Consider the following 26,148-nt stretch of genomic DNA (forward strand, 5'->3'; position numbering starts at 1 on the left):
TGGCGCAAGCTGAGCTGTGGGAAGAGAGACAGCAGGTGTTGAAAGGCTTGGGTATCCATGATGGCGGCCCTCGGGTGATGACCTACTTCAAGGTTAGCCTTTCAACATGTAATTGGGACAGAGCCATAAAAAACGGCAGCCCATCGGCTGCCGTTGCTGTTGATGACGCCTCGCTCAGGCTTAGCCCGCGCGGCAGGGCTTGAACAGATCCAGCTTGCCGTCATAGATGCTGGTCTGCACGTCCATGATGCCGAGCATGGAGTGGAACAGGTTGTCGTGGGAGAAGCGCTTGCTGCTCGCCTCCTGGCGCAGGCAATCCTGGTTCAGTTGGCGGTCGCGTTGCAGCTGGGGGGAGAACCAGGTCAGCAGCGGCACCCGGGTCTGATCATCCGGCGCGAACTTGTAGGGAGTGCCGTGCAGGTAGAGCCCCATGGCCCCCAGAGATTCGCCGTGATCCGACAGGTAGACCAGCCCCACGTTGTACTGGCTCTCCAGCGTCTTGAGCTTGGCGATGAGCTGGGACAGCACCTTGTCGGTGTAACGGATGGTGTTGTCGTAGGTGTTGACCAGCTCCTCGTTGCTGCAGTTCTCGATGTCGCTGCGCGGGCAGTCCGGCAGAAAGAAGCGATCGGCGGCCGGGTAGCGGCGGTAGTAGGTCGGACCGTGGCTGCCCATCAGGTGGAAGGCCACCAGCTTGTCGCCCTGCTTGCCCTTCATGTCGGCGATCTGCTGATCCAGCCCCTGCAACAGCACCTCGTCATAGCAGGAGTCGCCTTCGCAGTAGGTGGGAAACTGCTTGGGCTCGATCTCGATGGTGGGCACCTTGTCGCACACCCCCTTGCAGCCGCCGTCGTTCTCCTTCCACAGCACAGAGACACCGGCGTGTTGCAGCACGTCCAGCAGACCGTCCCTGGACTTGGCCAGGGTCTCGTCGTATTCACGGCGCGTCAGGTTGGAGAACATGCAGGGCACGGAAACCGCGGTAGCGGTGCCACAGGAGCGCACATCCTTGAAGGAGACGAGGTTCGGCTCCTGCTCGGTAAAGCTGTTGGTCTCTTTCTTGTAACCGTTGAGGGAGTAGTTCTGGCTGCGCGCCGTCTCCCCCACCACCAGGAACATCAGGGTCGGCTTGTCGCTCTTGGCCACCACCTTGGCATCGGTTCCCATCGGCTGATAAGGGATCGGGGTGGCGAAGACGATGTCCCGGGCGTAGCGATAGAGGCCGCGCACGTAGTTGGCGGGCACTATCTCCTTGACGATGGAGTGGTTGTTGCGCCCGACCGAGGCGTAATCCTGGTAATAGAGGGCGGCAACCCCGACCAGGAATAGCAGGGGGAGGGCGATGCCGCCGAGGCGCATGCCCAGCCCCTTGTACCAGGGCGTCGGGTATTCGATCTTGATCCACAGCAGGCAGATCACCGGCAGCACGGCGGTCAGCAGGAACCAGAGCATGACGGATGCATTGAGGTAGGAGGTCGCCTCGCCGCTGTTGGTCTCGATGATGTTCTGCACCATGCCGACATCGAAGATCACCCCGTACTTGAGCATGGCGTAGCTGGCGATGGAGCCGGTCATGATCAGCAGTATGAAGAAGGGTTTGAGCAGATACCTGAAGGTAAACGGCAGGAAGACGGCGTTAAGCGCGGCCATCAGCACAAAGGGGATCGAGAGGGCGAAGCCCGCCTTGACATGCTCAAGGGCGGTGAGAATGCGGTAAAAGTGCAGAAAAATGGGCCAGTTGAAGACCAGTGCAAACAGCAGCACCAGCAACAGGTTGACCTTCATCACTCCCAGGGTGAGACGCATAACGATACTCCGACAAGCCAGTAGATCGGGAGGCCCTGCATGGGGGCTCCGTTTTGAACATCCAGATCACCCGTCTCTCTTCCCGAGCAGACAACAGGGTGATGGGCACAGCGGCCCGGATGCAGGAGAGAGTAAGCAGGCAAACTTAAGCGGGAATTAAGGCTGGAGCAGATTGGATAAAATAAACTCAAACGGGGCCATTTAGACATAAAAAACGGCAGCCCAGGGCTGCCGTTTCGTGCTCTCGTCGGAGGTGACACCGTGGTGATGCCCCTCCCGGGTTTTCTACCCGGCGATAACGCTACCTGACGATCAGAGCAGTTCTGCCACTTCGTCGGAGATGGAGCCGTTGTGGTACACCTCCTGCACGTCGTCCAGATCTTCGAGCATGTCGATCAGACGCATCAGCTTGGGTGCGGTCTCGGCATCCAGCTCGGCCTCGGTGGAGGGGATCATGGTCACTTCGGCGCTCTCGGGCTTGAAGCCAGCCGCTTCCAGGCCATCCAGCACGGTGCCGAAGTCGTTCGGGGTGGTGTACACCTCGATGGAGCCATCCTCCTCGGTCACCACATCATCGGCACCGGCTTCCAGCGCCGCATCCATCAGGGCATCTTCGTCCACGCCGACGAAGGTGATAAGGCCTTTCTTGCTGAACAGGTAGGCCACCGAGCCGTCGGTGCCCAGGTTGCCACCGCACTTGTTGAAGGCGTGACGCACCTCGGCGACGGTGCGGTTACGGTTGTCGGTCAGGCACTCCACCATCACCGCGGAGCCGGCCGGGCCGTAACCTTCATAGATAATGGTCTCGAGCTGTTCGCCATCGCCACCACCGGCGCCGCGCTGGATGGCGCGGTTGATGGTGTCACGGGTCATGTTGCCGGTCAGGGCCGCCGCCACCGCCGCGCGCAGACGCGGGTTGTTGGCCGGATCCGCGTCACCGATCCGGGCTGAGGTGGTGATTTCACGGATCAACTTGGTGAAGATCTTGCCACGCTTGGCGTCTTGCGCCGCCTTGCGGTGTTTGATGTTGGCCCATTTGCTGTGACCTGCCATAAAAACTCTCCGTTATAATTTTAAATCAATGGGATACGGGCCGCGCAGCGACCCGGTCTTAAGCATGTTCTCAGGCTTTCGCCTCAACCTCGGCCTTGGCAACGGTGGCGATGGCCAGCTCGGTCAGCTGAGCCTGGTTGGCGAAGCTGGGGGCGTCCGTCATCAGACAGGCGGCGGCCGTGGTTTTCGGGAAGGCGATCACGTCCCGGATGTTGTCGGTACCGGTCAGCAGCATGCTCAGACGATCCAGGCCGAAGGCCAGACCGGCGTGCGGCGGGGTCCCGTACTTCAGGGCATCCAGCAGGAAGCCGAACTTGAGGCGTTGCTCGTCCGGGGTGATCCCCAGGATGTCGAACACGGTGGACTGCATCTCGCTGTTGTGGATACGGACAGAACCGCCGCCCACTTCGTAGCCGTTGATCACCATGTCGTAGGCATTGGCATAGGCTTCCAGCGGATTGGCCTTCAGCTCGGTCGGACCCAGGTTGCTCGGCGCGGTGAACGGGTGGTGCATGGCGGCCAGACCACCTTCACTGTCTTCTTCAAACATCGGGAAATCGATGACCCACAGCGGCTTCCAGCTGTTCTCCACCAGACCCAGATCGCGGCCCACTTTCAGACGCAGGGCGCCCATGGCATCGCACACTACTTTCTTGCTGTCAGCGCCAAAGAAGATGATGTCGCCATCAGCAGCACCGGTACGGGCCAGGATCTCGCGCACGATGGCGTCGGAGAGGAACTTGGCAACCGGAGACTGCACACCTTCGAGGCCATTAGCGGCTTCGTTGACCTTCATCCAGGCCAGGCCCTTGGCACCGTAGATGCCGACAAACTTGGTGTACTCGTCGATCTGCTTGCGGGACAGCTCGGCGCCGCCCGGTACCTTCAGGGCCGCCACGCGGCCTTTCGGATCCTTGGCCGGACCGGCAAACACCGCGAACTCGACGTCGGTCAGCAGATCGGCCACGTCGACCAGCTCCATCGGCAGGCGCAGGTCAGGCTTGTCGGAGCCGAAGCGGCGCATGGCCTCGTCGAAGGTCATCACCGGGAAGTCGCCGAGATCCACGGCCAGCACGTGTTGCCACAGCTGGCGGATCATCTCTTCCATCAGCTCGCGCACCTGGGGTGCGGTCATGAAGGAGGTCTCCACGTCGATCTGGGTAAATTCAGGCTGACGGTCGGCCCGCAGGTCTTCATCGCGGAAGCACTTGACGATCTGGTAGTAACGATCGAAGCCGGACATCATCAGCAACTGCTTGAACAGCTGCGGGGACTGCGGCAGGGCGTAGAACTTGCCCTTGTGGACGCGGCTCGGCACCAGGTAGTCACGGGCCCCTTCCGGAGTGGCCTTGGTCAGCATGGGGGTCTCGATGTCGAGGAAGCCCTGCTCGTCCATGAAGCGGCGCACGAAGGCGCTGGCCTTGGCACGGGTCTTCAGGTACTTGGCCATCTCGGGGCGACGCAGATCCAGATAGCGGTACTTGAGGCTGATCTCTTCGCTGTTAGTCTGGTTGAAGTCGAGCGGCAAGGGCTCTGAGCGGTTGATGATGGTCAACTCGTGGCCAAACACCTCGATGGCACCGGTGGCCATGTCGCTGTTGCGCTGGGAGTCGGGGCGGCTACGCACCACGCCGGTCACCTGGATGCAGAACTCACCGCGCAGTTCGGAGGCCAGGGCGAAGGCGTCCGGTTTGTCCGGATCGAAGAATACCTGCACGATCCCTTCCCGGTCGCGCATATCGATAAAGATCAGACCGCCGAGGTCACGACGACGATGGACCCAACCGCACAATGTAATGGTCTGCCCGGCATGGGCCTCATTGACCTGTCCGCAATAGATAGAGCGCATGGACTTCTTCCTTCGAAATTGTAGAGAGACGGTTAACCTTGGGCCGCCGGGCACGACTGGCAAGCACCGTCTGTCTCACAGCTGGCCAGATTCTTGTTCTTACCCGGTTTGAAATCAGTCTCGTACCATCCGGCTCCCCAGAACCGGACCGTTGCCAGCGATGTCGGCGCGACCGGAGGCAACCCGTAGGGGGCCGAAAAGTCGGTGCGAGGGCATCGGCAAGCGTCGTTGTTTGGCAAGTGTATGGTCGCCGCCATCGCCACCTTAGGCGCATGACCCCGTGGGTCACAACAAATTGGCAAACAAAAGGGCTGGCATTATAGAGGAAAACCCCCATTTGGGTAAAATGGCCCGCAGCCTCCTTTGCCCTGTTTTTATCATTCAGGATCAAAAATGAGTGCAAAAAGAGCGAAACCAGCACACAGGATCCGTCATGAGCCTCTATTTGGGTCTGCCGCAGTGGTCACACCCGGCCTGGCCCGGTCAGTTACTGGGCATGGGTGCCAAGCCCGCCGACCACCTCGCCCACTATGCCCAAGTCTTCAACACGGTGGAAGGCAATACCACCTTCTACGCCTCGCCGACCCCGGACACGGTGCGCCGCTGGAGCGAGGCGGTACCTGACAGCTTCCGTTTCAGCTTCAAGTTTCCGCAGACCATCAGCCACCAGAGCGATCTGGTCAGCGTCGACAAGCAAGTGAGCGACTTCATCGCCCTGCTCGGCCCGCTGCACGACAAGCTGGGGCTGCTCAAGCTGCAACTGCCCGCCCGCTTCGGCCCCGCCGGCCTGCCGCGCCTTGCCGCCTTCTTCCAGCGCTTGCCGCAAGACTTTCGCTATGCGCTGGAGGTGCGTCACCCCGACTTCTTCGCCAAGGGTGAGGCGGAGCGGGCCCTGAACCGGTTGCTGATGGAGCAGGGCGTCAACCGCATCATGCTCGACAGCCGGCCGCTGTTCTCGGTGCCGGCCAGCACCCCGGCGATGATCGACGCCCAGGGCAAGAAGCCCAGGCTGCCGGTGCACCTGCTCGCCACCGCCGATGCCCCTGTGGTGCGCCTCATCGGCTTGCCGGATCCGGCCGCCAACCACCCCTTCCTGCCGCCCTGGCTGCCCCGCTGGCAACAGTGGCTGGCGGAGGGAAAGGATCTCTATCTCTTTATTCATACCGCCGACAATGCCAGAGCCCCCGAACTGGCGCGCCAGATAAGCCAGTTGCTCGGCCACCCAATGGCACCCTGGCCGGGGGAAAACGATCGCGCGCGGCAAGGCTCACTGGACTTTTAAGCCGGGCCAAAAAGAGCTGCTGTGTTTTTAGTAGTCAGCCCTTTTCGTTGTCCTCCGCCGGGCGCAAAAAAAGCCGCTTTTTTGTGGTACGGCCGGGCCGCACGTCAAGACAAACGCCGGTCAATCCACTACACTAGCGCCCCATACGAGGGCTCTGGTATTCGTCCGTTGCAATCCGTTGCAACTTGATAACACGGCTCAGGATATGGGCCCGGCTGCCAGTCCGTTGTGACTGATGGCCCGACTCAGAATAAGGGCCAGGACGATGGCCCGTTGCGAACGGAACTGGCCCAAGGGATTTCAAGGCCTGCTACCCGTTCGTCAACCGGTGACGACGCCATCTCGATGCCCGTCTACCCAAGATTCAATTGAACAAAAACAGTCGATTTGTACACCGGCTGTCAGGTTGCGCAGACATGCATACCAAAGATCAGATTTTTGCTGCCCCCATCGCCCGCCTGGGGGATTTTTGTTTTGACGAACAGGTCGTTGACGTGTTCCCCGACATGATCCAGCGATCCGTGCCGGGTTACAGCAACATCATCTCCGCCATCGGCATGATGGCCGCCCGTTACGCCCAGCCAGACAGCCGCCTCTATGACCTCGGCTGCTCCCTCGGCGCCGCCACCCTGGCCATGCGTCGCCACGTGGCGCAACCGGGCTGTAGCATCACCGCGGTCGACCTCTCCCACCCCATGATCGAACGCGCTCGCGCCCACCTCTCCGGCTTCAAGTCCGAGGTGCCGGTGGAGCTGATCGAGGCGGACATCTGCGACATCGAGATCGAGAACGCCTCCGTGGTGGTGCTCAACTTCACCCTGCAGTTCGTCGAGCCCGAGAAGCGGGCCGCCCTCATCAAACGCATCCACGACGGCCTGCGCCCGGGCGGCATCCTGATCCTGAGCGAGAAGTTCCGCTTCGAGGATGCCCAGGTCAACGAGCTGCTCATCGATCTGCATCTGGATTTCAAGCGGGCCAACGGCTACAGCGAACTGGAGATAAGCCAGAAGCGCAACGCCCTGGAGAACGTGATGCGCACCGACACGCTGGCGGTGCATCGGGCTCGCCTGCGCGCGGCCGGTTTCGTCCATCAGGATCTCTGGTTCCAGTGCTTCAACTTCGGATCCATGATTGCCATCAAAGCCAGCGACGCCAACTAAGCCATGATCGACTTTGCCAACTTCTATCAACTGATCGCCAAGAACCGGCTGAGCCATTGGCTGCATAGCCTGCCCGCCCAGCTGCACGCCTGGCAGCACGACAACCTGCACGGGGATCTGCCGCGCTGGAACCGGGCGCTCAACAAGCTGCCCACCGTCGCCCCCGGCCATATCGAACTGCACAGCCGGGTCGAGATCGGCAGCGATGACAGCCTCAGCGAGGGCGAACGCAAGAAGACCGAGAGCCTGCTGCGCCAGTTCATGCCCTGGCGCAAGGGACCTTTCCATGTCCACGGCATCCACATCGACACCGAGTGGCGCTCCGACTGGAAGTGGGATCGGGTGCTGCCCCATATCAGCCCCCTGGCCGGCCGCTACGTGCTGGACGTGGGCTGCGGCAGCGGCTACCACCTCTGGCGCATGGTCGGGGAAGGGGCCAAGCTCGCGGTCGGCATCGATCCCAGCCCGCTGTTCCTCTGCCAGTTCGAGGCCATTCGCCACTTCGCCGGCAACGATCAACGGGCCCACCTGTTGCCGCTCGGCATTCAGGAGCTGCCCGAACTGCGCGCCTTCGACACCGTCTTCTCCATGGGGGTGCTCTATCACCGCAAGTCCCCCATCGAACATATCGAGCAGCTGCGCAACCAGCTCAAAGACGATGGCGAGCTGGTGCTGGAGACGCTGGTGGTGGATGGCGGGGTCAACGAGGTACTGGTGCCCACCGACCGCTACGGCAAGATGCGCAACGTCTGGTTCATTCCCTCCAGCGCGGCCCTCAAACTCTGGGTCGAGCGCTGTGGATTCACCGATGTGCGGATAGTGGACGAGAATATGACCAGCACCGACGAACAGCGTCGTACCGACTGGATGATTAATGAATCCCTGAGTGATTACCTGGATCCCGCCGATCCGGCACTCACGGTCGAAGGATACCCGGCACCCAAACGTGCCGTGCTGATCGCCAGGAAGGCCAAAGACTAGCCGATGGCAGCTCAGGAAGTTACACTGACCCAATTCCAGGAAGCACAGTTAAATGAATGACATGAAAAGCAAATTAAAAGGAATGACCCTGCTCTCCCTGCTCAGTCTCGGCGGGTGTGTCAGTATGGAGAAAGCACCCCCTGTCCCGACCCTGACGCTGGCCGAGATTCGCAACGAGATCACCCTGAGCGAACAACGCCTGCAAACATCCATGGAACAGCAACAGAAGCAGTATGTGCAGCAACAGCACCTGCTGGTTCAGCTCAACACCGATGTCACCAACATGAAAGAGTCCGTGAAGAAAGTCGACAGCAAGCTGGCTACCCTGCCACCAGAGCCCCCCAAGCCCATGGCCATTCCGACCGAGAAGTGCCAGGCCCCGAGCCAGGGTCACACCGTCGACGGCAAGCTGCTGGTGGGTGAAGCGGAGTGGATCTGGGTCGATGCCGCCAACGACGCCTTCCAGGCGCGGGTCGATACCGGTGCCACCACCTCCTCCATCAGCGCCCAGGAGATCACCATCTTCGAGCGCAACGGCAAGAACTGGGTGCGCTTCTTCCTGAGCCATCAGGAGATGGACGACAAGATCCAGATCGAGGCCCCGCTGGTACGCCACGTGCGCGTGCGTCAGGCCTCCGCTGACGATCTCGACCGCCGTCCGGTGGTGCGCCTCACGGTGCGCATCGGCGACATGACCGAGAAAGCCGAGTTTACCCTCAAGGATCGCAGCGACATGACCTTCCCTGTGCTGCTGGGCCGTGAATTCCTCAAAGACATCGCCGTGGTCGATGTGGCCCGCGAATATATCCAACCAAAACCCAAGCTCAAGGATGTAAAATAATCCATGGTTTCCCGTAAGCCGTTCTATCTGCTGGTCGCCCTGCTGTACATTGTCGGCCTGGGAATGACGTTTTATCACCATGTCGCGCTGGACGTGCCTTTGACGCCAGGCGAGAAACGTCAGATCTGGTCTATCGAAGCCAAGCTGGAATTCGAGGCCACCGGTGAGCCGGTCATCGCCTCCCTCGCCATTCCGGGCACCCAGCCCGGTTTCACCCTGATGAACGAGAACGCCGCCAGCCCCGGCTACGGCCTCTCCTTCGTCGAGAAAAACGGTGATGCCCGCGCCGAGTGGTCCATCCGCACCGCCTCCGGCCGCCAGGAGCTCTACTACCGGGTCGACATGATGGCCGATGCCCATGCCAAACCGGCCGCCAATCCCCAGCCCCCCGCCATCGAGAAGCAGATCGAGAGTGAGCCTTACGCCACCGCGATGAAGCAGATCCTCGAGCGCGCCCAGGAGCGCTCCGCCGACGGCTACACCCTGACCCGCGAGATCATCAAGGAGATCGAGAAGCAGGAGCAGAACGCCGAGCTGCTGAAGTCGCACAAGAGCCGCGCCAATCTGATCGCCGAGCTGCTCAACAACGCCAACGTACCGGCCCGGGTGGTACACGCCCTCAGCCTGGAAGATGGCCGTCGTCGCCAGGAGCTGGTGGACTATCTGCAGGTGTTCAACAACCCGACCGACTACAAGCTGTTCAACCCGCAAGATGGCAGCCAGGGCCAGCCGGCCAACCTGCTGCTGTGGGAGTACAACTCGGGCGCCCTGCTGGACGTGACCGGCGGCCACAACTCCCGCGTGACCTTCTCGATGATCGAGCAGGAGCAACCGGTGAACGTGGCGCTGGCGCAGAAATTCGAGAAGTCCGAGATGATGAACTTCTCCATCCACAGCCTGCCGCTGGAAGAGCAGGCCCTGTTCAAGGGGCTGCTGCTGATCCCCATCGGCGTGCTGATGGTGGTGTTCCTGCGGGTCCTGGTGGGGATCAAGACCTCCGGCACCTTCATGCCGGTGCTGATCGCGGTCGCCTTCATCCAGACCTCGCTCATCACAGGTCTGGTGGGCTTCCTGCTGATCGTCGGTACCGGCCTCATCATCCGTTCCTACCTGTCGCGGCTCAACTTGCTGCTGGTGGCCCGAATATCGGCGATCATCATCATGGTGATCTCGATGATCGGCATCTTCTCGGCCTTCGCCTTCAAGCTGGGGCTGACCGACGGCATGAAGATCACCTTCTTCCCGATGATCATCCTCTCCTGGACCATAGAGCGGATGTCCATCCTGTGGGAGGAAGAGGGTCCGAAGGAAGTGGTTCGCCAGGGCGGCGGCTCCCTGCTGGTGGCGGTCATCGCCTACCTGGCCATGGACAACGAGCTGATCCGTCACCTGACCTTCAACTTCCTCGGCCTGCAGCTGGTGCTGATGGCGACCGTGCTGCTGATGGGTAACTACACCGGCTACAAGCTGAGCGAGCTCAAGCGCTTCAAGCCGCTGGTGAACGAGATGAAGTCTGGTCGCACCCCGGGTAAGGACAAGTAACAGATGTGGTTCTGGGAAAAATACACCAGTCCGTGGAGCCTGTCCCAGGCAGGCATCCTCGGCATGAACAAGCGCAACCACTCCTACATCAGCCGTTACAACCCGCGCAGCCTCTATCCGCTGGTGGATGACAAGTTGCAGACCAAACGCATCGCGCTGGACGCGGGCGTGACGGTGCCCGAGCTTATCGGCACCATCCGCGAGCAGCACGATGTGGGCCGGATCACCACCCTGGTCAAGGAGTGGCCTGGCTTCTGCATCAAGCCGGCCCGCGGCTCCGGCGGCAAGGGGATCCTGGTGATCCTGCGCCAGGAAGATGGCCTGTTCTACAAGCCGAACGGCAGTGCCTGCAACGGTCAGGATCTGGAGCGTCATGTCTCCAACATCCTGGCGGGGCTCTACTCGCTGGGTGGCAAGCCCGACGTGGCGCTGGTGGAAGGCCTCATCAACTTCGATGATGTGTTCGACGGCTACTCGTTCGAAGGGGTGCCCGATGCGCGGGTGATCATCTTCAAGGGCTTCCCGGTGATGGCCATGATGCGGCTCTCCACCTCGGCCTCCGATGGCAAGGCGAACCTGCACCAGGGCGCCGTCGGCGTCGGCCTGTGCATCCGCACCGGCCGCGCGCTGCGGGCGGTCCAGTTTGGCAATCCGCTGCGCCACCACCCGGATACCGGCCTCGATCTGTACGATCTCAAGGTGCCCCACTGGGACACCCTGCTGACCCTGGCGGCCTCCTGCTACGAGATGTCGGGGCTTGGCTACATCGGCACCGACATGGTGCTCGACAAGTTCCGCGGCCCCATGCTGCTGGAGCTCAACGCCCGTCCCGGTCTCGCCATCCAGATCGCCAACGGCCGCGGCCTGGTGCCCAACCTCAAGACCATCGAGAAGCTGGGTCAGGTCAAGATGAACGTGGAGCAGCGCGTCAACTTCGCCAAGGATCACTTCGGCATCTTCGATGAGTAGAGCTAGGTAGCCCAGCTGCCTGACTCGTAAAAAACGCGCCCCTGGCGCGTTTTTTTATGGACGGCGCCCGGGTTCACCCGCGGCCAGTACGTGGCGCCCCGGGAAGGCCGATCGCCATCACATCCCATGGCCGCGCCGCTTCAACGGGGGGCGGGAAGGCGATAAGCTCCGGGGCAGTGACGCTTAAGGTCGCCATTGCGCCTTGCCTCTTGGCCCTAGCGCTGAGTGACGCAAGCCTCTGCCAGGGGACAGGATGGCGCCTAATGTCGGCGACAAACCGCCCTCCCGATGGTAGATTAATTAAATCAAATAGATAGCAACGATCGGATTCCCCCTATGCAACGTTGGCCCAGCCTGAAACAGCTGCAATATCTGGTCGCTCTCGACGAGCACAAGAACTTCAATCGCGCCGCCAAGGCCTGCCATGTCAGCCAGTCGACCCTGAGCACCGGGATCCAGACCCTGGAGGACATGATGAACCTGCAACTGGTGGAGCGTGACCACAAGAGCTTCATCATGACGCCGGTCGGCATGGAGATAGTCGCACGGGCGCGCAACCTGCTCTCCGATGCCCGCGATCTGATGGAGCTCGGCCAGCAGCAGGGCGGCGTCATGCACGGCACGGTCCGGCTCGGCTGCATCCCCACCATAGCCCCCTTCCTGCTCAGCAAGCTGCTGCAGGTGTGCGGCAAGGAGTATCCAGATCTGGAGCTGCTGCTGCGGGAGGACACCACCACCAATCTGCTCAAGCAGCTGGAGCAGGGTCAGCTCGACCTGCTCATCCTGGCACTGCCGGTGGAGATCGGCGGCTTTCACAGCAAGACGGTGGGGCTGGATCCCTTCCACATGGTGATGCCATCCAACATGGCGGCGGGCCTGCACATGCCGTTCGATTACAAGGAGCTGCCCAACCAGAGCATCTTCCTGCTGGAGCGGGAGCACTGCCTGACCGAGCATGCGGTGAGCGCCTGCCGGCTGCGGGACAAGAGCAAGATCAACCCGTTCGCCGCCACCAGCCTGCACACCCTGGTGCAGATGGTCGGCGCCGGCCTGGGCACCACCTTCCTGCCGCAGATGGCCATCGACGCCGGCATCCTCGAGAACTCGGATCTGGTGGCCATTCCCCTGCCGGGGGAGAAGCCCTATCGCGAGATCGGCCTGGTGTGGCGCCCCAGCACCACCCGGGTGCAGACCTTCTACAAGATCGCCGAGCTGCTCTCGCCTCTGATCGAGCCCAAGCCGGTGAGCTGAACCACCGCTGGCCGGTTGCGCATTTTGTGCACCGGCCGGGCCATTTTGTTATCGGCGTTCAGGTTCCAGGCAGAAACACTGGCTATCATGAGTCGCGTGCCCTACCGAAGGAGTCCCGATGTTTCGCACGTTGCTGCTGCCCCTGCTGGTCCTGTTGCTGGCCGCCTGCTCCAGTACGCCCGAGCCAGCCCCCCCTGCCCGCCAGAGCGGGGCCTTCGACGGCTTCTACCAGCAGTGGCGCGGCGTCCCCTATCGCATGGGCGGCACCAATCGCGCCGGCCTCGACTGCTCCGCCTTCACCCAGCTCGCCTACAGCCAGGTGCTGGGCTTCGAGCTGCCCAGAACCACGGAGTCCCAGGCCAATCTGGGGCGGCCGGTGGATCGCTACCGCCTGCAATATGGCGATCTGGTGTTCTTCAAGACCGGCTGGCAGCAGTATCACGTCGGCGTTTACACAGGCGCGGGGGAGTTCATTCACGCCTCCACCAGCAAGGGGGTGATCCGCTCCCGGCTCGACAACGTCTACTGGAACAGTCGCTACTGGCAGGCGCGCCGGCTGACCCAATAGCCAAGCGTCCATAACGAAGAAGGCCCTGATGGGCCTTCTTCGTTTTCGCGTTCAACGACTCAATGCTTGCGGTGCCAGCGCGGCGAGACCGCGCGCTCCCCCCAGGGGGTGACGCAGGGCAGCAGGGCGCCCTCGATCACCCTGTCGCTGCCGGCCAGCGCCTCGGCAATCTTCTGATGCAGCACCTGCAGCAGGCGGCCCTCCTGCTCCGCCAGGGAGTGACCCGCGGCGAAAAACTCGCGCTGATGTTGCAGTGCCAGCTTCTGGGCAAACTCATAGGTGTTGAAACAGTCAGGCATACGCTCGATCACATCGTCCAGCCGGGTCAACAGGCTGTGCAGTTCCCTTGTCATGTGCGGCTCTCTCTCTGAATGGATAACAAAAACTATCCCTTATTGGATAGCCAGCCAACCTCGGCCCCCTGAAACTGTGGCGCTGAACACAGTTCTGGCCACCTCATCCTCTCCCCCTCAACGCAATCCTGGCCCCCTGTTTACAAAGCTGTAACCAGGCAGTACATTTGGACCGACTAATCAGTCGGCCAAATCTTGAGCGGAGCCTCCATGGAAGCGAGACAGTTGCAATCCCCCCCTACCGACAAGTTTGCCCTGGCCGAGCGGCTCATTCGTCTCAAGCAGGCGTACCAGGCTCACCCCATGCCGAGCCACGGCGAGCGCAGCGCCCGGCTGCTGCAACTCAAGCGCAGCCTGCTCGCCCACAAGCAGGGGCTGTGCGACGCCCTGGCCCGGGATTATGGCCGGCGCAGCGACTACGACTCCCTGATCGCCGACATCCTGCCCTGCGTCATGCAGATCAACTACAGCCAGAAGCGGCTCAAGCGCTGGATGAAGCCTCAGCGCCGCCACGCCGGCTTGCTGCTGGCCCCCGCCAGGGTCGAGGTTCACTACCAGCCGCTCGGCGTGGTCGGCATCATGGTGCCCTGGAACTTTCCGGTGATGCTGAGCCTGGGCCCCCTCATCAGCGCCATCGCAGCTGGCAACAGCGCCATGCTCAAGCTCTCCGAGTTCACCCCCCACACCAATGCCGTGCTGCGCACCCTGCTGGCGGAGGTGTTCGATGAGCAGCAGCTGACCGTCGTCGAGGGGGATGCCCAGCTGGCGGCCGCCTTCAGCGCCCTGCCCTTCGATCATCTGCTGTTCACCGGCTCGACCGCAGTGGGGCGACAGGTGATGGCGGCGGCAGCCCCCCAGCTCACCCCGCTCACCCTGGAGCTCGGCGGCAAGAGTCCCTGCCTCATCGCCCCCGACATGCCGATGGCCCTGGCGGTGGAGCGGATGATCTTCGGCAAGAGCCTCAACGCCGGCCAGATCTGCGTGGCCCCCGATTATGTGCTGCTGCCGCAGGGGCAGGAACAGTCCTTCATTGAGGCCTACCAGCGCCACTTCAGCCGACTCTATCCCAAGGGACTCGGCAGCCCGGATTACGGCGCCATCATCAATGCCCGCCAGTATGAGCGCCTCACCACCTGGCTGGCGGAGGCGGAGCAGGCGGGTGCCCAGCTCCATGCCTGCGCCTCCCCCGCCCGGGATGACGCCACCCGGCGGCTGGTGCCCCACCTGCTGACCGAGGTGCCCGGCCATTGCCAGCTGATGCAGCAGGAGATCTTCGGCCCCCTGCTGCCGCTGGTGCCCTACGACAGCCTCGACGAGGCGCTCGCCTACATAGCGGCGCGGCCCCGCCCCCTCGCGCTCTACCTGATGAGCCTGGACCCGGCGCTGCAGACGCGGCTCATCCGGGAGACCCACGCCGGCGGCATGGCCATCAACGAGAGCCTGTTCCAGGTGGCGGCGGACGATGCCCCCTTCGGCGGCATCGGCGCCTCCGGCATGGGGCACTACCACGGCCACGAGGGCTTTCTCACCTTCTCCAAGGCCAAGACGGTGTTGCGCCGTGGCCGGTTCAGCACCGGCGCCCTGATCCACCCCCCTTATCGGCGCTGGTACCAGCGGCTGATGATGGCCCTGTTCCTGCGCTAGGAGAGCCCCATGACCGACAAGCGCCGCCAGATCCTGGATGCCGCCCTCGCCCTGTGCGCCGAAGATGGCCTGCAAGGTGCCGCTACCGCCCGCATCGCCAAGGCGGCCGGGGTGGCCAACGGCACTCTGTTTCACCACTTCCCCAGCAAGGAGCTGCTGATCCAGCAGCTCTATCAGGACATCAAGCAGCGCCTCGGCGCCGCCATCCGCGAGGCGGACCCGGCCCTGCCGCTCGAGGAGCAGGCCAGGCATTACTGGCACCAGGCGATGGACTGGATGCAGGCCCACCCCCACGAGCTCAAGTTCGTGCTGGGGTTCTTCCACTCCCCCCTGCTGGCGCGGCCGCTGCGCAGCCAGATCCTGCGCGACACCCTGGGTTTCCTGCCACAGCTGTTGAGCCAGGGGCTGGCCAGTGGCGAGCTGAGGCAAGCCCCCCCGGCCCTGATGCTGGAGGTCTGCCAGAGCCAGTTCCTGGCCTGTGCCTCGCTGTTTGTCGACGAGCCCGAGCTGGGACGGGACCCCGACTGGCAGGCCAGCGCCTTCGCCCTGTTCTGGTCCGCCATCGCCAGAGGGCGCCATGGCGCCTGATGCCCTGCTCGCCGCCGGTCGCCGCGGCTGGATCATCGCCCTGCTCTGGATCATTGGCCGCACCCTGTGCCGTGCCGCCCGGGTCGACGAGGCGGTGCGCCGCGAGCTGGCCCCCCTGCCCGAGGGGCTCTGCATCCGGCTGGAGGTACATGGACTGCGCCATGGGCTGACCCTCCATAAAGTGGCCGGACGCTGGCGCTGCGGGGCCCCCGCCACGCCGGCACCCCACTCGCTGCGAGTCTGCTTCAAGCACCCCGCCATCGCCTTTCGGGTGTTCAGCTTTCGCCTCGGCATCAACCAGGCCTTCTGCGAGAACCGGCTGCTGGTGGAGGGGGATATCACGGCCGCCATGCACCTGGTGCGCGGGTTGGAGCAGTTGCAGTCCCTGATCCTGCCCGCCTTCATGGTGCGGCCACTGCTGCGCCACTATCCGGATCCCGCCGACAAGCTGAGCCGCGCCGGCCGCATCTACCTGGGGTTGCTGACCGGCTGAGCACCGGCCACCACAGGCTGGGGCCATTGCCTTGCAGGACCCTTTGAATTGACCGAGTACCAGGAGTGACGAGATGAGCCGATATTATGATTTCTTCTGCCCGGTCAAGCTGATGGCGGGGGAGCAGGCGCTGGAGCAGCTGGCCGGCGAGCTGATGGCGCTGGGAGCCACCCGCCCGCTGCTGCTCACCGACAAGGGGGTCAGCGGCAGCGGGCTCGCCACCCTGCTGAGCCAGGTGCTGGCCGAGGGCGGGCTGCCGGTGGCCGCCTGCTGGGACGAGATCCCGGCCGACTCCTCCACCGCCGTGGTGGAGCGCATCGCCGCCCGTTACCGGGAGCTGGGGTGTGACAGCCTGGTGGCGCTCGGCGGCGGCTCCGTCATAGATACCGCCAAGGCGGTCAATATCCTCGCCAGCCTGGGGGGAGAGCGGCTGCTGGATCACGCCGGGGCCGGCTGCCTGACCCGGCCATTGAAGCCGCTGGCGGCGGTACCCACCACCGCCGGCACCGGCTCCGAGGTCACCCAGGTGGCGGTGATCCGGGACGAAGGGAGCGGGCGCAAGCTGCCCTTCACCTCCCCCTTCCTGCTGCCCCAGCTGGCGGTACTGGACCCGCGCCTCAGCCAGGGGCTGCCGCTGTCCATCACCGCCGCCACCGCCATGGATGCCATGACCCACGCCATCGAGGCCTTCATCGGCAATGCCAAGAACCCGGTCAGCGACGCCCTGGCCCTGATGGCGGTGGAGAAGATCGCCGACGCCCTGCCGCAGGTGCTGGTGCGCCCGCAGGATCCGGCGTTGCGGCTGCAACTGGCGGAGGGCTCCACCCTGGCGGGCATGGCGTTTTCCAACTCCATGGTGGGGCTGGTACACGCCCTCGGCCACAGCCTGGGGGCCCGCTGCCATCTGCCCCACGGCCTGTGCATGAACCTGTTCCTGCCCGCCGTGCTCGACTACAACAGGCCCGGCATCGATGAGGAGCTGGCCCGCCTGCTGCTGCCCCTGGTGGGGGCGGAGCGCTTCGCGGCCACCCCCGCCGCCATGCGAGCCCAGGCCAGCCTGGATGCCTTGTGTATTCTGCGCGACAGCCTGTGGCAGGCGGTGCGGCTGCCACGCACCCTGGCGGAGGCGGGGGTGACCGACAAAGCCGTGCTCGCCAAAATCCGGGATCTCGCCATCAACGACGGCGCCCTGCTCTATAACCGCAAGGATGCAGATCGGGAGCAACTGCTGGCGCTGCTGGAGCAGGTGTGGGAATAGAGGAGGATCGGCGGGCCGAGGCGAGAGCACTGCCGATGCCGGTATGCTGCCTGGCATCGGCTCACAGCTGATGACATGAGGAGTCAGGCCGGCGGCGTGAACACCCCGGTGGAGAGGTAGCGATCCCCCCGATCGCAGATGATGGCCACCACCACCCCCTGGCTCAGCTCGGCCGCCACCCGCAGGGCCCCCGCCACGGCGCCACCCGAGCTGACCCCGCAGCAGATCCCCTCCTCCCGCGCCAGCCGGCGCATCATGGTGAGCGCCTCGTCCTGGGTCACATCCAGCACCCGATCGACCCGCTCTGGTTCGAAGATGGCGGGCATATAGGCGGCGGGCCAGCGGCGGATACCCGGGATCTGGCTCCCCTCGGCCGGTTGCAGACCGATTACCTGCACCGCCGGGTTCTGCTCCTTGAGGTAGCGGGAGACCCCCATGATGGTGCCCGTGGTGCCCATGGCCGAGACGAAGTGAGTGATTGCCCCCTCGCTCTGGCGCCAGATCTCGGGGCCGGTCGACTGATAGTGGGCATCCGGGTTGGCCGGGTTGTTGAACTGATCCAGCACCAGCCCCTCGCCGCGCGCCTGCATACTGAGCGCCAGATCCCGCGCCCCCTCCATGCCATCCGCCACCAGCACCAGCTCGGCGCCGTAGGCCTGCATGGCGTCCCGCCGCTCCTGGCTCATGTTGCTCGGCATGACAAGCCGCATCTTGTACCCCCTGGCCGCCGCGACCATGGCCAGCGCTATGCCGGTGTTGCCGGAGGTGGCCTCGATGAGCCGCGCCCCTGGCAGCAAGCGGCCACTCGCCTCCGCCGCCTTGATGAGGTGCAGGGCCGGCCTGTCCTTGACCGAGCCGGCGGGGTTGTTGCCCTCCAGCTTCACCAGCAGCGTCACCCTTGAATGGGGATTGATGCGCTGCAGACGCAGCAACGGGGTATTGCCGATCAGGCTGTCCAGGGTGGCGAAGGCCATAAGGGGATCCATCCTCTGCTAACTGTTCTATACCTTGCCTAGCGAGCCGCTCGCCGGCTGGCCAGTGTAAGCGAGCATCATCGGCCGGCAAAGAGCGCGGTTGGCAAAGTCCGGCCAGCATGCTCTGATAACCCTTCCCCACCCTTTGAGGAGCCCCCATGAGCGACATTCTTCATCAGGCCGACCAGCAGCAGTTCATCTGCGTGGTGGACGGCAAGACTTCGCGGCTCAGCTACCGCTGGCTGGATGCGAACACTGTCGATGCGCACAGCACCCAGGTGCCCTCCGAGCTGAGGGGACAGGGGATCGCCGATCGGCTGGCGCGCAGCTTCCATGACTGGTGCCAGGCTCAGGGGCTGACCATAGTGGCCAGCTGCAGCTATGTCGACGTCTGGTTGCGCCGTCATGGCGGGAAGGGCTGATGCACGCCACCGCCACAGCCACCTCGGCCATGACTGAACAGAGGCACCTCCAGACACGCACTGAAGATCTGCTGCGCGCCGATCCCATGCGCATGGCCTGCCTGCGGGCGGCGCGGGAGCTGTCCCTGCCCGACTGGGCGCTGGGTGCCGGCTTCGTGCGCAATCTGATCTGGGATCACCTGCATCAGAAAACGGTGCCGACTCCGCTCAACGACATCGACCTCATCTACCTGGACCAGGGGGATCCCGACGGGCTGGCCGAGGCGGCGCACGAGGCCTGGCTGGCGGCGAGGCTGCCAGGGCAGCGCTGGGAGGCGCGCAATCAGGCGCGCATGCATCACCGCCAGCAGGTGCCCCCCTTTGCCAGCTCGCTGGAAGCGCTCAGTCACTGGGTGGAGATCCCCACCTGCATCGGGGTCAGGCTGCTGGCCAACGATGAGTTTGAATGGCTGGCGCCCCATGGCTTTGGCCACAACTGGTCGCTGCGAGTGAGCGCTAACCCGAAATGCCGCCAGGACAGCCAGGTATTCGTGCAACGCGTGCTGGCCAAGGCTTGGCAATCCATCTGGCCGGACCTTGAGGTCGAGTGGCCATAACGCCGTTGCAATGCCCCGCCATGCATAGGCAAACTAAGAAAAAGATCTATATGACTCAATGGGTTAATTAATGCGCGACTTCTTCTCTCTCGAACGCTGGCTGCCGGGCCTCGCCGCCCTGCTGCAATATCAGCGGGCCTGGCTGATGCCGGACCTTCGCGCCGGCCTGTCGGTGGCCGCCGTGGCCCTGCCCGTGGCCATCGCCTATGCGGAGCTGGCCGGGGTGGGTGCCATCGTCGGCCTCTACTCCTGCATACTGCCCATGCTGGTCTATGCGCTGTTTGGCACCTCCCGCCAGCTCATCGTCGGCCCGGATGCCGCCACCTGCGCCGTCATCGCCGCCGTGGTGACCCCCCTCGCCGCCGGCAACGCCACCCTGCAATGGCAGCTGGTGATGACCATGACCGCCATGACCGGCTTCTGGTGCCTCATCGCCAGCCGCTTCAAGCTGGGGGTGCTGGCGGACTTCCTCTCCCGCCCCATTCTGATGGGGCTGCTCAACGGGGTGGCCATCACCATCATGGTGGGCCAGCTCTCCAAGATCTTCGGCTTCACCTTCAGCGAGCGTTACCTGATAGAGCGCATCCTCAACGGTGCCAGCTACATCACCCAGACCCACCTGCCGACCCTGGCCATGAGCCTGACGGCCCTGCTGACCCTGGTGCTGACCAAGCGCTACAGGCCCGCCTGGCCCTCCTCCATGGTGGCCATGATAGTGACGGCAGCCCTGGTGTGGGCCCTGGATCTCGGCCGCTTCGGCATCGCCACCCTGGGCACCATCGGCTCAGGCCTGCCGGAGTTTCAGGTGCCTGAGTTCCCCCCCGGCCTGATGCGTGAGCTGGTGCTGCCGGCCCTCAACCTGGCCATGGTGAGCTTCGTCTCCATGATGCTGACCGCCCGCAGCTTCGCCGCCAAGAATGGCTACGAGATAGATGCGGACAAGGAGTTCCGGGCGCTGGGGATGGCGAACCTGGCCTCGGCCCTCTCCCAGGGCTTCGCCATCAGCGGCGCCGACTCGCGCACCGCGGTCAACGATGCCAACGGCGGCAAGAGCCAGTTGGTCTCCATCATCGCCGCCCTCATCATCGCCCTGGTCACCTTCTACCTGACGGCGCCGCTGCAGTACATCCCCACCGCCGCCCTCGGCGTGGTGCTGGTGATGGCCTCGCTGTCGCTGACCGACTTTCGCGGCCTCTGGGGGCTGCGCGACTCCGACCGCGCCGCCTTCTGGCTCGCCCTCATCACCTTCGTCAGCGTGCTGGCCATGGGGGTCATCCCGGGGATCACCCTCGCCGTCCTGCTCGGCCTGTTCCAGTTCCTGCGCAACGTGATGCGACCAACGGATCAGCTGCTCGGCATGGATGACGAGGGGGTGGTGCGCACCCTGGGGGACAACGAGCAGGCCAAGGCCATTCCCGGCATCCTGGTCTATCGCTTCAACTCGCCGCTCACCTACTTCAACGCCCCCTACTTCAAGCGGCGGGTGCTGGCGCTGCTGGTGCAGGATCCCCAGAATCCCAAGTGCCTGGTGATCGACGCCGTCGCCTGCTTCACCCACCAGGACATCAGCGTGATGAGCATGGTGGGTGAGCTGCACAAGGAGCTGAAGCGCCGCGGCATCCACATGGTGATGGCCGGTCGCCACGGCCAGATGACCCACTGGCTGCAGCAGGCGGGGATCCGGGTCGGCGACGAGGGGATCACCCTCTATCCCGACATGTACCAGGCGCTGCGCATGACCCGCAGCTACCGCGAGCCGGTGTTCAAGGACGATGAGGTGGTGGAGAGCACCACCGACAGCCAGCTCGCTCGCTGGCCCCGGGATGAGGCGCTGCCGGACTCGGCGCGACTGACCCTGCCCTGCGAGCAGGAGGCAGGCTCGGCCCCGGCCTGAGCCGGATCGGCGGCCCCACCCTCCCCACCGGATGACGGAGTCAGCCATTGCACAGCTCAGACTCTTGGTGTTAAATGCCCGTCCAGATGGCGCTGACGAGGGCCATCATTGCTATTTGGATATGCCATGCAGACTCAATCCCACGCGGGCCCGGGCACCCTCTTCGCCCTGACCTGGCCACTGTTCATCGATCTCGCCCTGCACTTCCTGACCGGGGCCCTCAACACCTTCATGGTGGGCCATGTCTCCTATCAGGGGGTGGCGGCGCTGGCGGTCGGCAACCAGGTGTTCGATCTGGCCATCACCTTGTTCAGCTTCGTCAGCATTGGCACCAGCGTGGTGATCACCCAGTATCTGGGGGCAGGCGATCGGGAGAAGGCGCGGGTGGTGATCCACACCGCCATCGGCTTCAACCTGCTGGTGGGGCTGGTGGCCGCGGTGGGGGTCATGGCCGGTGCCAGCACCATGCTGGCGCTGATGAACCTGCCGGCCCACCTGATGGGCGACGCCACCCTCTACCTGCAGATCATCGGCCTCTGTCTGCTGCCGGAGGCGGCGGCGCTCTGCCTGGCCGCCACCCTGCGTGCCCACGGCCACACCCGGCAGGCCATGTACGTGACCCTGACCGTCAACCTCATCACCTTCGTCGGCAACCTGCTGCTGCTCTACGGCTGGTTCGGCCTGCCCCAGCTCGGGGTAGCCGGGGTCGCCATCAGCACTGTGGTGGGTCGCATCGTCGGCGTGGTGCTGCTGGTATGGCTGGTGGGACGCAAGACCGGCATCCGCCTGCGCCTGCCGGAGATCCTGCGCCCCAGCAAGGTCATGCTGGACAAGGTGCTGCACATTGGCCTGCCCGCGGCAGGGGAGAACCTCTCCTGGATGCTGCAGTTCATGGTGGTGACCGCCTTCGTCGGCCTGCTCGGCGACAAGGCGCTGGCGACCCAGTCCTACTTCTTCCAGATCTGCCTGTTCATCCTGCTGTTCGGCCTCTCCATCGGCCTTGGCAACGAGATCATCATCGGCCATCTGGCGGGGGCCCGCCGCTTCGAGCAGGCCTATAAGCAGCTGATGAAGAGCCTGAAGCTCGGCCTCATCGTCACCACCCTGATCGCCATCGCCGCGGCCCTGAACGGGCGCGCCATCATCAGCCTGTTCACCGACGACCCCGACATCATCACCCAGGTGGCGCAGCTGTTCCTCATCAGCCTCATCCTCGAACCCGGCCGCACCTTCAACCTGGTGGTGATCAACGCCCTGCGCGCCACCGGGGATGCCCGTTTCCCGCTCTACATGGCGCTCGTCTCCATGTGGGGCATTGCCGTTCCGCTCGCCTATTTCCTTGGTATCATGCAAGGCTATGGGCTGGTCGGCATCTGGTTGGCGCTCGCCTGCGATGAGTGGGTGCGCGGTCTGGCCATGTTCTGGCGCTGGCGCAGTCGCCGCTGGCAAAACAAAATCCTCGTGGAATCATAAGCGGAATCATGATGAAGAAAATCGGACTCTTGTTGGCGGCCATCCTGCTCAGCCCCCTGGCCATGGCGCAGACCGCCCCCAAAACCCCCAAGGCACCCGCCCCCCAGACCTGGTATGTGGCCCCCATCGCCATCGATGAGAGCAGCGAGGCCCAGAAGGCGCTGACCAAGGATTTCATGGCCCAGATGATCAAGACCATCAAGATCAACGAGTACCAGACCGGCAAGGCGCTGGGCAAGCACAAGGATCCCAAGTGGCTGATCCGCACCAGGCTGCTGCCCGCCAGCACCGCCCCCCTGGTCGGCAAGAAACATCCCCAGGCCCTCACCTACGGCAAGGGCATCCCGACCCAGGAGATCGTCGGCGAGCTCATCATGGACGGCACCCTGGTCGCCCATGTGGGCCAGGGCTGGCGTGAGCCCATAGTCCCCGGCACCCCGGTGGCCGAGAAGATCACCATAGCCAACTACCAGTACGCCATCGGCAACGAGGCCAAGGCCCCGGATCTGGAAGAGCTGGCGGCCCAGATCGGCTTCGAGGTGGGCAAGGTGATCGCCCGTGACGGCAAGCCGCTGCCCGAGAAGAAAAAGAAAAAGGAGTAATCTCCTCTGCATCGCAACAAGGGGCCCTGTGCCCCTTTTTGCTGCCCGCGGCAGTCATGCCAGCGTAAAGTTGTGATGAGTGTCGCAATTTTACGCGCGAATGCTTACTCATAAATCCCTTATCAGGTTGCGATTCAAGCAGTTAAACGCGAGCTCCCCGGCACGATAAATCATTGCTCCCGAATTTGAGTTGGATCACATTTCTTCGTCCGGGTTAGGGGTACTTTGAAGGTCAAGGCACAATCAAACGACAACAAGGAGGCTTCATTACATGTTCCCTGAGTACAGAGATCTCATCTCGAAACTGAAGAGCAGTGATGTCCATTTCCAGCAGAAGTTTGACTTGCACAACGACCTGGATGCGGAGATTAGAAAACTGGAAAAGCATCATGCCAGCGATTACAGCTCCGAGGTGAAGGATCTGAAAAAACAGAAACTTAAACTGAAAGAGGAGATATACGACATCCTCAAACAACATCCACACTGACGCCTCGACGAATACCCGGATAAGCAACTTATCCCCCAGCCCGGCTTGTATGCCGGGCTTTTTATTGCCCGCCATACCGCCATCAGGTTCCCTGGAAATACTGCTCTCTCAGGGCTTGGTTGGTGCCGCCAAGCCGGGTAACATCTCCCTTCTCTGCACTCCCCGACCCGCGCCGGCCTCGTCGCCCGAGCATGCCGGGCGGGAGTCGCCCCGTCGCCCTCTCGCCACGTTACAAGGACCCGGACATGCCAAGGCTCGACAGCATTCATCTCTATCCCATCAAATCGACGGCAGGCATGCCACTGACCCGCGCCCTGGTGACCGAAGAGGGTCTGCTGGGGGATCGCCGCTACATGGTGGTCAAGCCGGACGGCAGCTTCATCACCGCCCGCACCCATCCCCAGCTGCAGCTGGTGGTGGCCACCCCCATCGAGGGCGGCCTGCTGCTGCGCTACCCGGGCCAGGATCCCCTCAGCCTGCTGGAGCAGGCATTCAGCCGGGCCCCGCAGGCCACCGGCGTCTGGAGCGACAGCTTCAGCGCCCTGCACACCACGGCCCAGGCCGATGCGTGGCTGAGCCGGGTCGCCGGCGAGCCGGTCCGGCTGCTCTGGCTGGGGGAGAAATCCGATCGCTTCAGAACCAAGACCGGCACCAGGGTCAGCTTCGCCGACGGCTACCCCCTGCTGCTGATCGGCCAGGGATCCCTCGACGACCTCAACCTGAGATCCGATGCCCTGCACCAGATGAGTCAGTTTCGCACCAACCTGGTGGCGAGCGGCACCCGCCCGTTCGAGGAAGATGGATGGACGCGGATCCGCATCGGCGAGGTGGAATTTCGGGTCGCCAAGCCCTGCAGTCGCTGCATCATGACCACGGTGGAGCCGGGCAGCGACAGGTTCAACGCCCTCAAAGAGCCGCTCGCCACCCTCACCCGCTATCGCCGCGGCGAGGATGGGGAGGTCTACTTCGGCCAGAATCTGGTGGCGCTGAACGAAGGCTGGATCGAGGCCGGCAGCGAGATCGAGGTGCTGGAACGCACCCGCCCGCCGGTTTACCCCAATGCGGCGCCGCAGAAGCGGGCGCTGGTCTGCGTCGCCCGCGAGCCGCTGGCACGGGATCTGGAGACCTTCTGGTTCGAGGCGGCCGATGGCGAGCCCCTACCCGACTACCTGCCCGGTCAGCACCTGCCCATCAGCCTCGACATCAAGGGTGAGCGGCTGCAGCGGCGCTACACCCTGAGCTCCAGCCCGGATCAGCCGGATCGCTACAGCATTAGCGTCAAGCGACTCGGCGATGGCCGCCTCTCCCCCTGGCTGCACCATCAGCTGCGTGTGGGGGACAGCCTGCTGGCCGCCCCTCCCGCCGGTGACTTCCATCTGGGCACCGAGCGCAAGCTGCTGCTGCTCTCGGCCGGCTCCGGCGTCACCCCCATGCTGGCCATCGCCCGCACCCTGCATCTGAGACACGAACTCGGGGAGGTGCACTTTATGCACCTGTGCCGCAGCGAGGCCGACATCCCGGCCGCCGCCGAGCTGCACGCCCTACGCCTTGCCGGCATGCAACTCTCCTTGATCCTGAGCCAGCCCGATGGTCACTGGCAGGGCATGAGCGGTCGCCTTGGCAAGGGGCACCTCGAGCAGGTCAGGGATCTGCTGGCACGGGAGATCTTCCTGTGCGGCCCCCACGGCTTTATGAGCGAGGCGGTCAAGCTGCTGCAGGAGCAGGGGGTCACCGCCGAGCGCATCCGGCAGGAGAGCTTCGGCGGCGCCATCCTCTCGGTGGCCCGTCCCCATCAGGTGGTGCAGCTGCGGATCGGCGAGAAGAGCTTCGCCGGCAACAACCAGGGCACAGTGCTGGATCAGGCCCACAAGCAGGGAGTGGAGCTGCCCTGGAGCTGCCGCGCCGGCATCTGCGGCAGCTGCAAGCAGACCCTGCTCGAAGGCGAGGTGGATCACCCGGAGGCGCCGGCCATCACCGCGGCCGAGCGGGCCGAGGGCAAGATCCTCACCTGCTGCGCCGTGCCGCTGACCGATCTGGTGATCAAATAATCTGATGATCGTGC

25 protein-coding genes are annotated in these 26,148 nt (G+C 63.8%); 20 read left to right on the forward strand and 5 right to left on the reverse strand.

Going from position 1 to position 26,148, the window contains the following annotated elements; translation table 11 throughout:
• Nucleotides 1-203: hypothetical protein (locus KW825_RS07305; protein WP_218328785.1), on the forward strand; the 203-nt coding region annotated here is incomplete at its 5' end.
• On the opposite strand, the gene KW825_RS07310 is transcribed toward KW825_RS07305, so the two are convergent.
• From KW825_RS07310 to aspS, 3 genes are all read right to left on the reverse strand, one after another.
• Nucleotides 181-1,806: a phosphoethanolamine transferase gene (locus tag KW825_RS07310; protein ID WP_218328786.1), complete on the reverse strand. Its 1,626-nt coding sequence runs from the start codon at nt 1,804-1,806 to the stop codon at nt 181-183. The two genes, KW825_RS07305 and KW825_RS07310, sit on opposite strands and share 23 nt — an antisense overlap.
• Nucleotides 1,807-2,118: 312 nt before the next feature.
• Nucleotides 2,119-2,859, reverse strand: a complete 741-nt coding sequence (locus tag KW825_RS07315) for a YebC/PmpR family DNA-binding transcriptional regulator (RefSeq protein WP_042651348.1) — start codon at nt 2,857-2,859, stop codon at nt 2,119-2,121.
• A 70-nt stretch (nt 2,860-2,929) separates the two neighbouring features.
• Nucleotides 2,930-4,708 (reverse strand): aspartate--tRNA ligase, encoded by a 1,779-nt coding sequence (gene aspS, locus KW825_RS07320; RefSeq protein ID WP_218328787.1) that lies wholly within the window; start codon nt 4,706-4,708, stop codon nt 2,930-2,932.
• Nucleotides 4,709-5,141: 433 nt separating this feature from the next.
• On the opposite strand from aspS, the gene KW825_RS07325 reads away from it, so the two are divergent.
• From KW825_RS07325 to KW825_RS07360, 8 genes are all read left to right on the forward strand, one after another.
• Complete coding sequence (locus KW825_RS07325; protein WP_218328788.1) at nt 5,142-5,990, forward strand: DUF72 domain-containing protein; 849 nt, start codon at nt 5,142-5,144, stop codon at nt 5,988-5,990.
• Between the two features lie 416 nt (nt 5,991-6,406).
• Nucleotides 6,407-7,150 (forward strand): carboxy-S-adenosyl-L-methionine synthase CmoA, encoded by a 744-nt coding sequence (gene cmoA, locus KW825_RS07330; protein ID WP_218328789.1) that lies wholly within the window; start codon nt 6,407-6,409, stop codon nt 7,148-7,150.
• A 3-nt stretch (nt 7,151-7,153) separates the two neighbouring features.
• Nucleotides 7,154-8,131 carry a tRNA 5-methoxyuridine(34)/uridine 5-oxyacetic acid(34) synthase CmoB gene (gene cmoB, locus KW825_RS07335; RefSeq protein WP_042651344.1) on the forward strand — a complete coding sequence of 326 codons (978 nt, stop codon included), beginning with the start codon at nt 7,154-7,156 and terminating at the stop codon, nt 8,129-8,131.
• An 82-nt stretch (nt 8,132-8,213) separates the two neighbouring features.
• Nucleotides 8,214-8,972, forward strand: coding sequence for an ATP-dependent zinc protease (locus KW825_RS07340; protein ID WP_197720935.1), 759 nt, complete (start codon nt 8,214-8,216; stop codon nt 8,970-8,972).
• 3 nt (nt 8,973-8,975) lie between these two features.
• A complete protein-coding gene (locus KW825_RS07345) occupies nt 8,976-10,514 on the forward strand; it encodes an inactive transglutaminase family protein (RefSeq protein WP_042651342.1) in 1,539 nt (512 codons plus the stop codon).
• Between the two features lie 3 nt (nt 10,515-10,517).
• Nucleotides 10,518-11,483: an alpha-L-glutamate ligase-like protein gene (locus KW825_RS07350; RefSeq protein ID WP_042651341.1), complete on the forward strand. Its 966-nt coding sequence runs from the start codon at nt 10,518-10,520 to the stop codon at nt 11,481-11,483.
• A 336-nt stretch (nt 11,484-11,819) separates the two neighbouring features.
• Nucleotides 11,820-12,734 carry a hydrogen peroxide-inducible genes activator gene (locus KW825_RS07355; RefSeq protein ID WP_218328790.1) on the forward strand — a complete coding sequence of 305 codons (915 nt, stop codon included), beginning with the start codon at nt 11,820-11,822 and terminating at the stop codon, nt 12,732-12,734.
• 118 nt (nt 12,735-12,852) lie between these two features.
• Entirely contained in the window at nt 12,853-13,302 is a 450-nt protein-coding gene (locus KW825_RS07360) for a C40 family peptidase (protein ID WP_218290092.1), read from the forward strand.
• 59 nt (nt 13,303-13,361) lie between these two features.
• Here KW825_RS07360 and KW825_RS07365 read toward each other — a convergent pair whose 3' ends face one another.
• A complete protein-coding gene (locus KW825_RS07365; RefSeq protein ID WP_218328791.1) occupies nt 13,362-13,655 on the reverse strand; it encodes a hypothetical protein in 294 nt (97 codons plus the stop codon).
• Nucleotides 13,656-13,865: 210 nt separating this feature from the next.
• Between KW825_RS07365 and KW825_RS07370 the strand changes: the two genes are divergently transcribed.
• The 4 genes from KW825_RS07370 (at nt 13,866) to KW825_RS07385 (ending at nt 17,638) form a co-directional block, all read left to right on the forward strand.
• Nucleotides 13,866-15,299 (forward strand): coniferyl aldehyde dehydrogenase, encoded by a 1,434-nt coding sequence (locus KW825_RS07370; protein ID WP_218328792.1) that lies wholly within the window; start codon nt 13,866-13,868, stop codon nt 15,297-15,299.
• Nucleotides 15,300-15,308: 9 nt separating this feature from the next.
• Nucleotides 15,309-15,887 carry a TetR/AcrR family transcriptional regulator gene (locus KW825_RS07375; protein WP_218328793.1) on the forward strand — a complete coding sequence of 193 codons (579 nt, stop codon included), beginning with the start codon at nt 15,309-15,311 and terminating at the stop codon, nt 15,885-15,887.
• Complete coding sequence (locus tag KW825_RS07380; protein WP_218328794.1) at nt 15,877-16,380, forward strand: hypothetical protein; 504 nt, start codon at nt 15,877-15,879, stop codon at nt 16,378-16,380. The genes KW825_RS07375 and KW825_RS07380 overlap by 11 nt, the downstream gene beginning before the upstream one ends.
• 73 nt (nt 16,381-16,453) lie before the next feature.
• On the forward strand, nt 16,454-17,638 hold the full coding sequence (locus KW825_RS07385; protein ID WP_218328795.1) for an iron-containing alcohol dehydrogenase: 1,185 nt from the start codon (nt 16,454-16,456) through the stop codon (nt 17,636-17,638).
• Between the two features lie 83 nt (nt 17,639-17,721).
• On the opposite strand, the gene cysM is transcribed toward KW825_RS07385, so the two are convergent.
• Nucleotides 17,722-18,624, reverse strand: coding sequence for a cysteine synthase CysM (gene cysM / locus KW825_RS07390; protein WP_218328796.1), 903 nt, complete (start codon nt 18,622-18,624; stop codon nt 17,722-17,724).
• Between the two features lie 146 nt (nt 18,625-18,770).
• Here cysM and KW825_RS07395 point away from each other — a divergent pair, with 146 nt between their 5' ends.
• The 7 genes from KW825_RS07395 (at nt 18,771) to KW825_RS07425 (ending at nt 26,134) form a co-directional block, all read left to right on the forward strand.
• Nucleotides 18,771-19,034: a GNAT family N-acetyltransferase gene (locus KW825_RS07395; RefSeq protein WP_218328797.1), complete on the forward strand. Its 264-nt coding sequence runs from the start codon at nt 18,771-18,773 to the stop codon at nt 19,032-19,034.
• On the forward strand, nt 19,034-19,630 hold the full coding sequence (locus tag KW825_RS07400; protein ID WP_218328798.1) for a nucleotidyltransferase family protein: 597 nt from the start codon (nt 19,034-19,036) through the stop codon (nt 19,628-19,630). The genes KW825_RS07395 and KW825_RS07400 overlap by 1 nt, the downstream gene beginning before the upstream one ends.
• Before the next feature lie 70 nt (nt 19,631-19,700).
• The gene (locus KW825_RS07405; RefSeq protein WP_042651332.1) at nt 19,701-21,524 is read left to right on the forward strand and encodes a SulP family inorganic anion transporter; all 1,824 of its coding nucleotides are present in this window, start codon (nt 19,701-19,703) and stop codon (nt 21,522-21,524) included.
• 126 nt (nt 21,525-21,650) lie between these two features.
• Complete coding sequence (locus KW825_RS07410) at nt 21,651-22,997, forward strand: MATE family efflux transporter (protein ID WP_218328799.1); 1,347 nt, start codon at nt 21,651-21,653, stop codon at nt 22,995-22,997.
• A gap of 11 nt (nt 22,998-23,008) precedes the next feature.
• Nucleotides 23,009-23,599, forward strand: a complete 591-nt coding sequence (locus KW825_RS07415) for a hypothetical protein (RefSeq protein WP_218290078.1) — start codon at nt 23,009-23,011, stop codon at nt 23,597-23,599.
• Between the two features lie 271 nt (nt 23,600-23,870).
• Complete coding sequence (locus KW825_RS07420) at nt 23,871-24,086, forward strand: YdcH family protein (protein WP_050718646.1); 216 nt, start codon at nt 23,871-23,873, stop codon at nt 24,084-24,086.
• 245 nt (nt 24,087-24,331) lie between these two features.
• A complete protein-coding gene (locus KW825_RS07425) occupies nt 24,332-26,134 on the forward strand; it encodes an MOSC N-terminal beta barrel domain-containing protein (protein ID WP_218328800.1) in 1,803 nt (600 codons plus the stop codon).
• The last annotated feature ends 14 nt before the right edge of the window (nt 26,135-26,148 follow it).

It is taken from the genome of Aeromonas sp. sif2433 (assembly GCF_019218705.1).
In the GTDB taxonomy this organism is placed as follows: Bacteria; Pseudomonadota; Gammaproteobacteria; order Enterobacterales; family Aeromonadaceae; genus Aeromonas; species Aeromonas encheleia.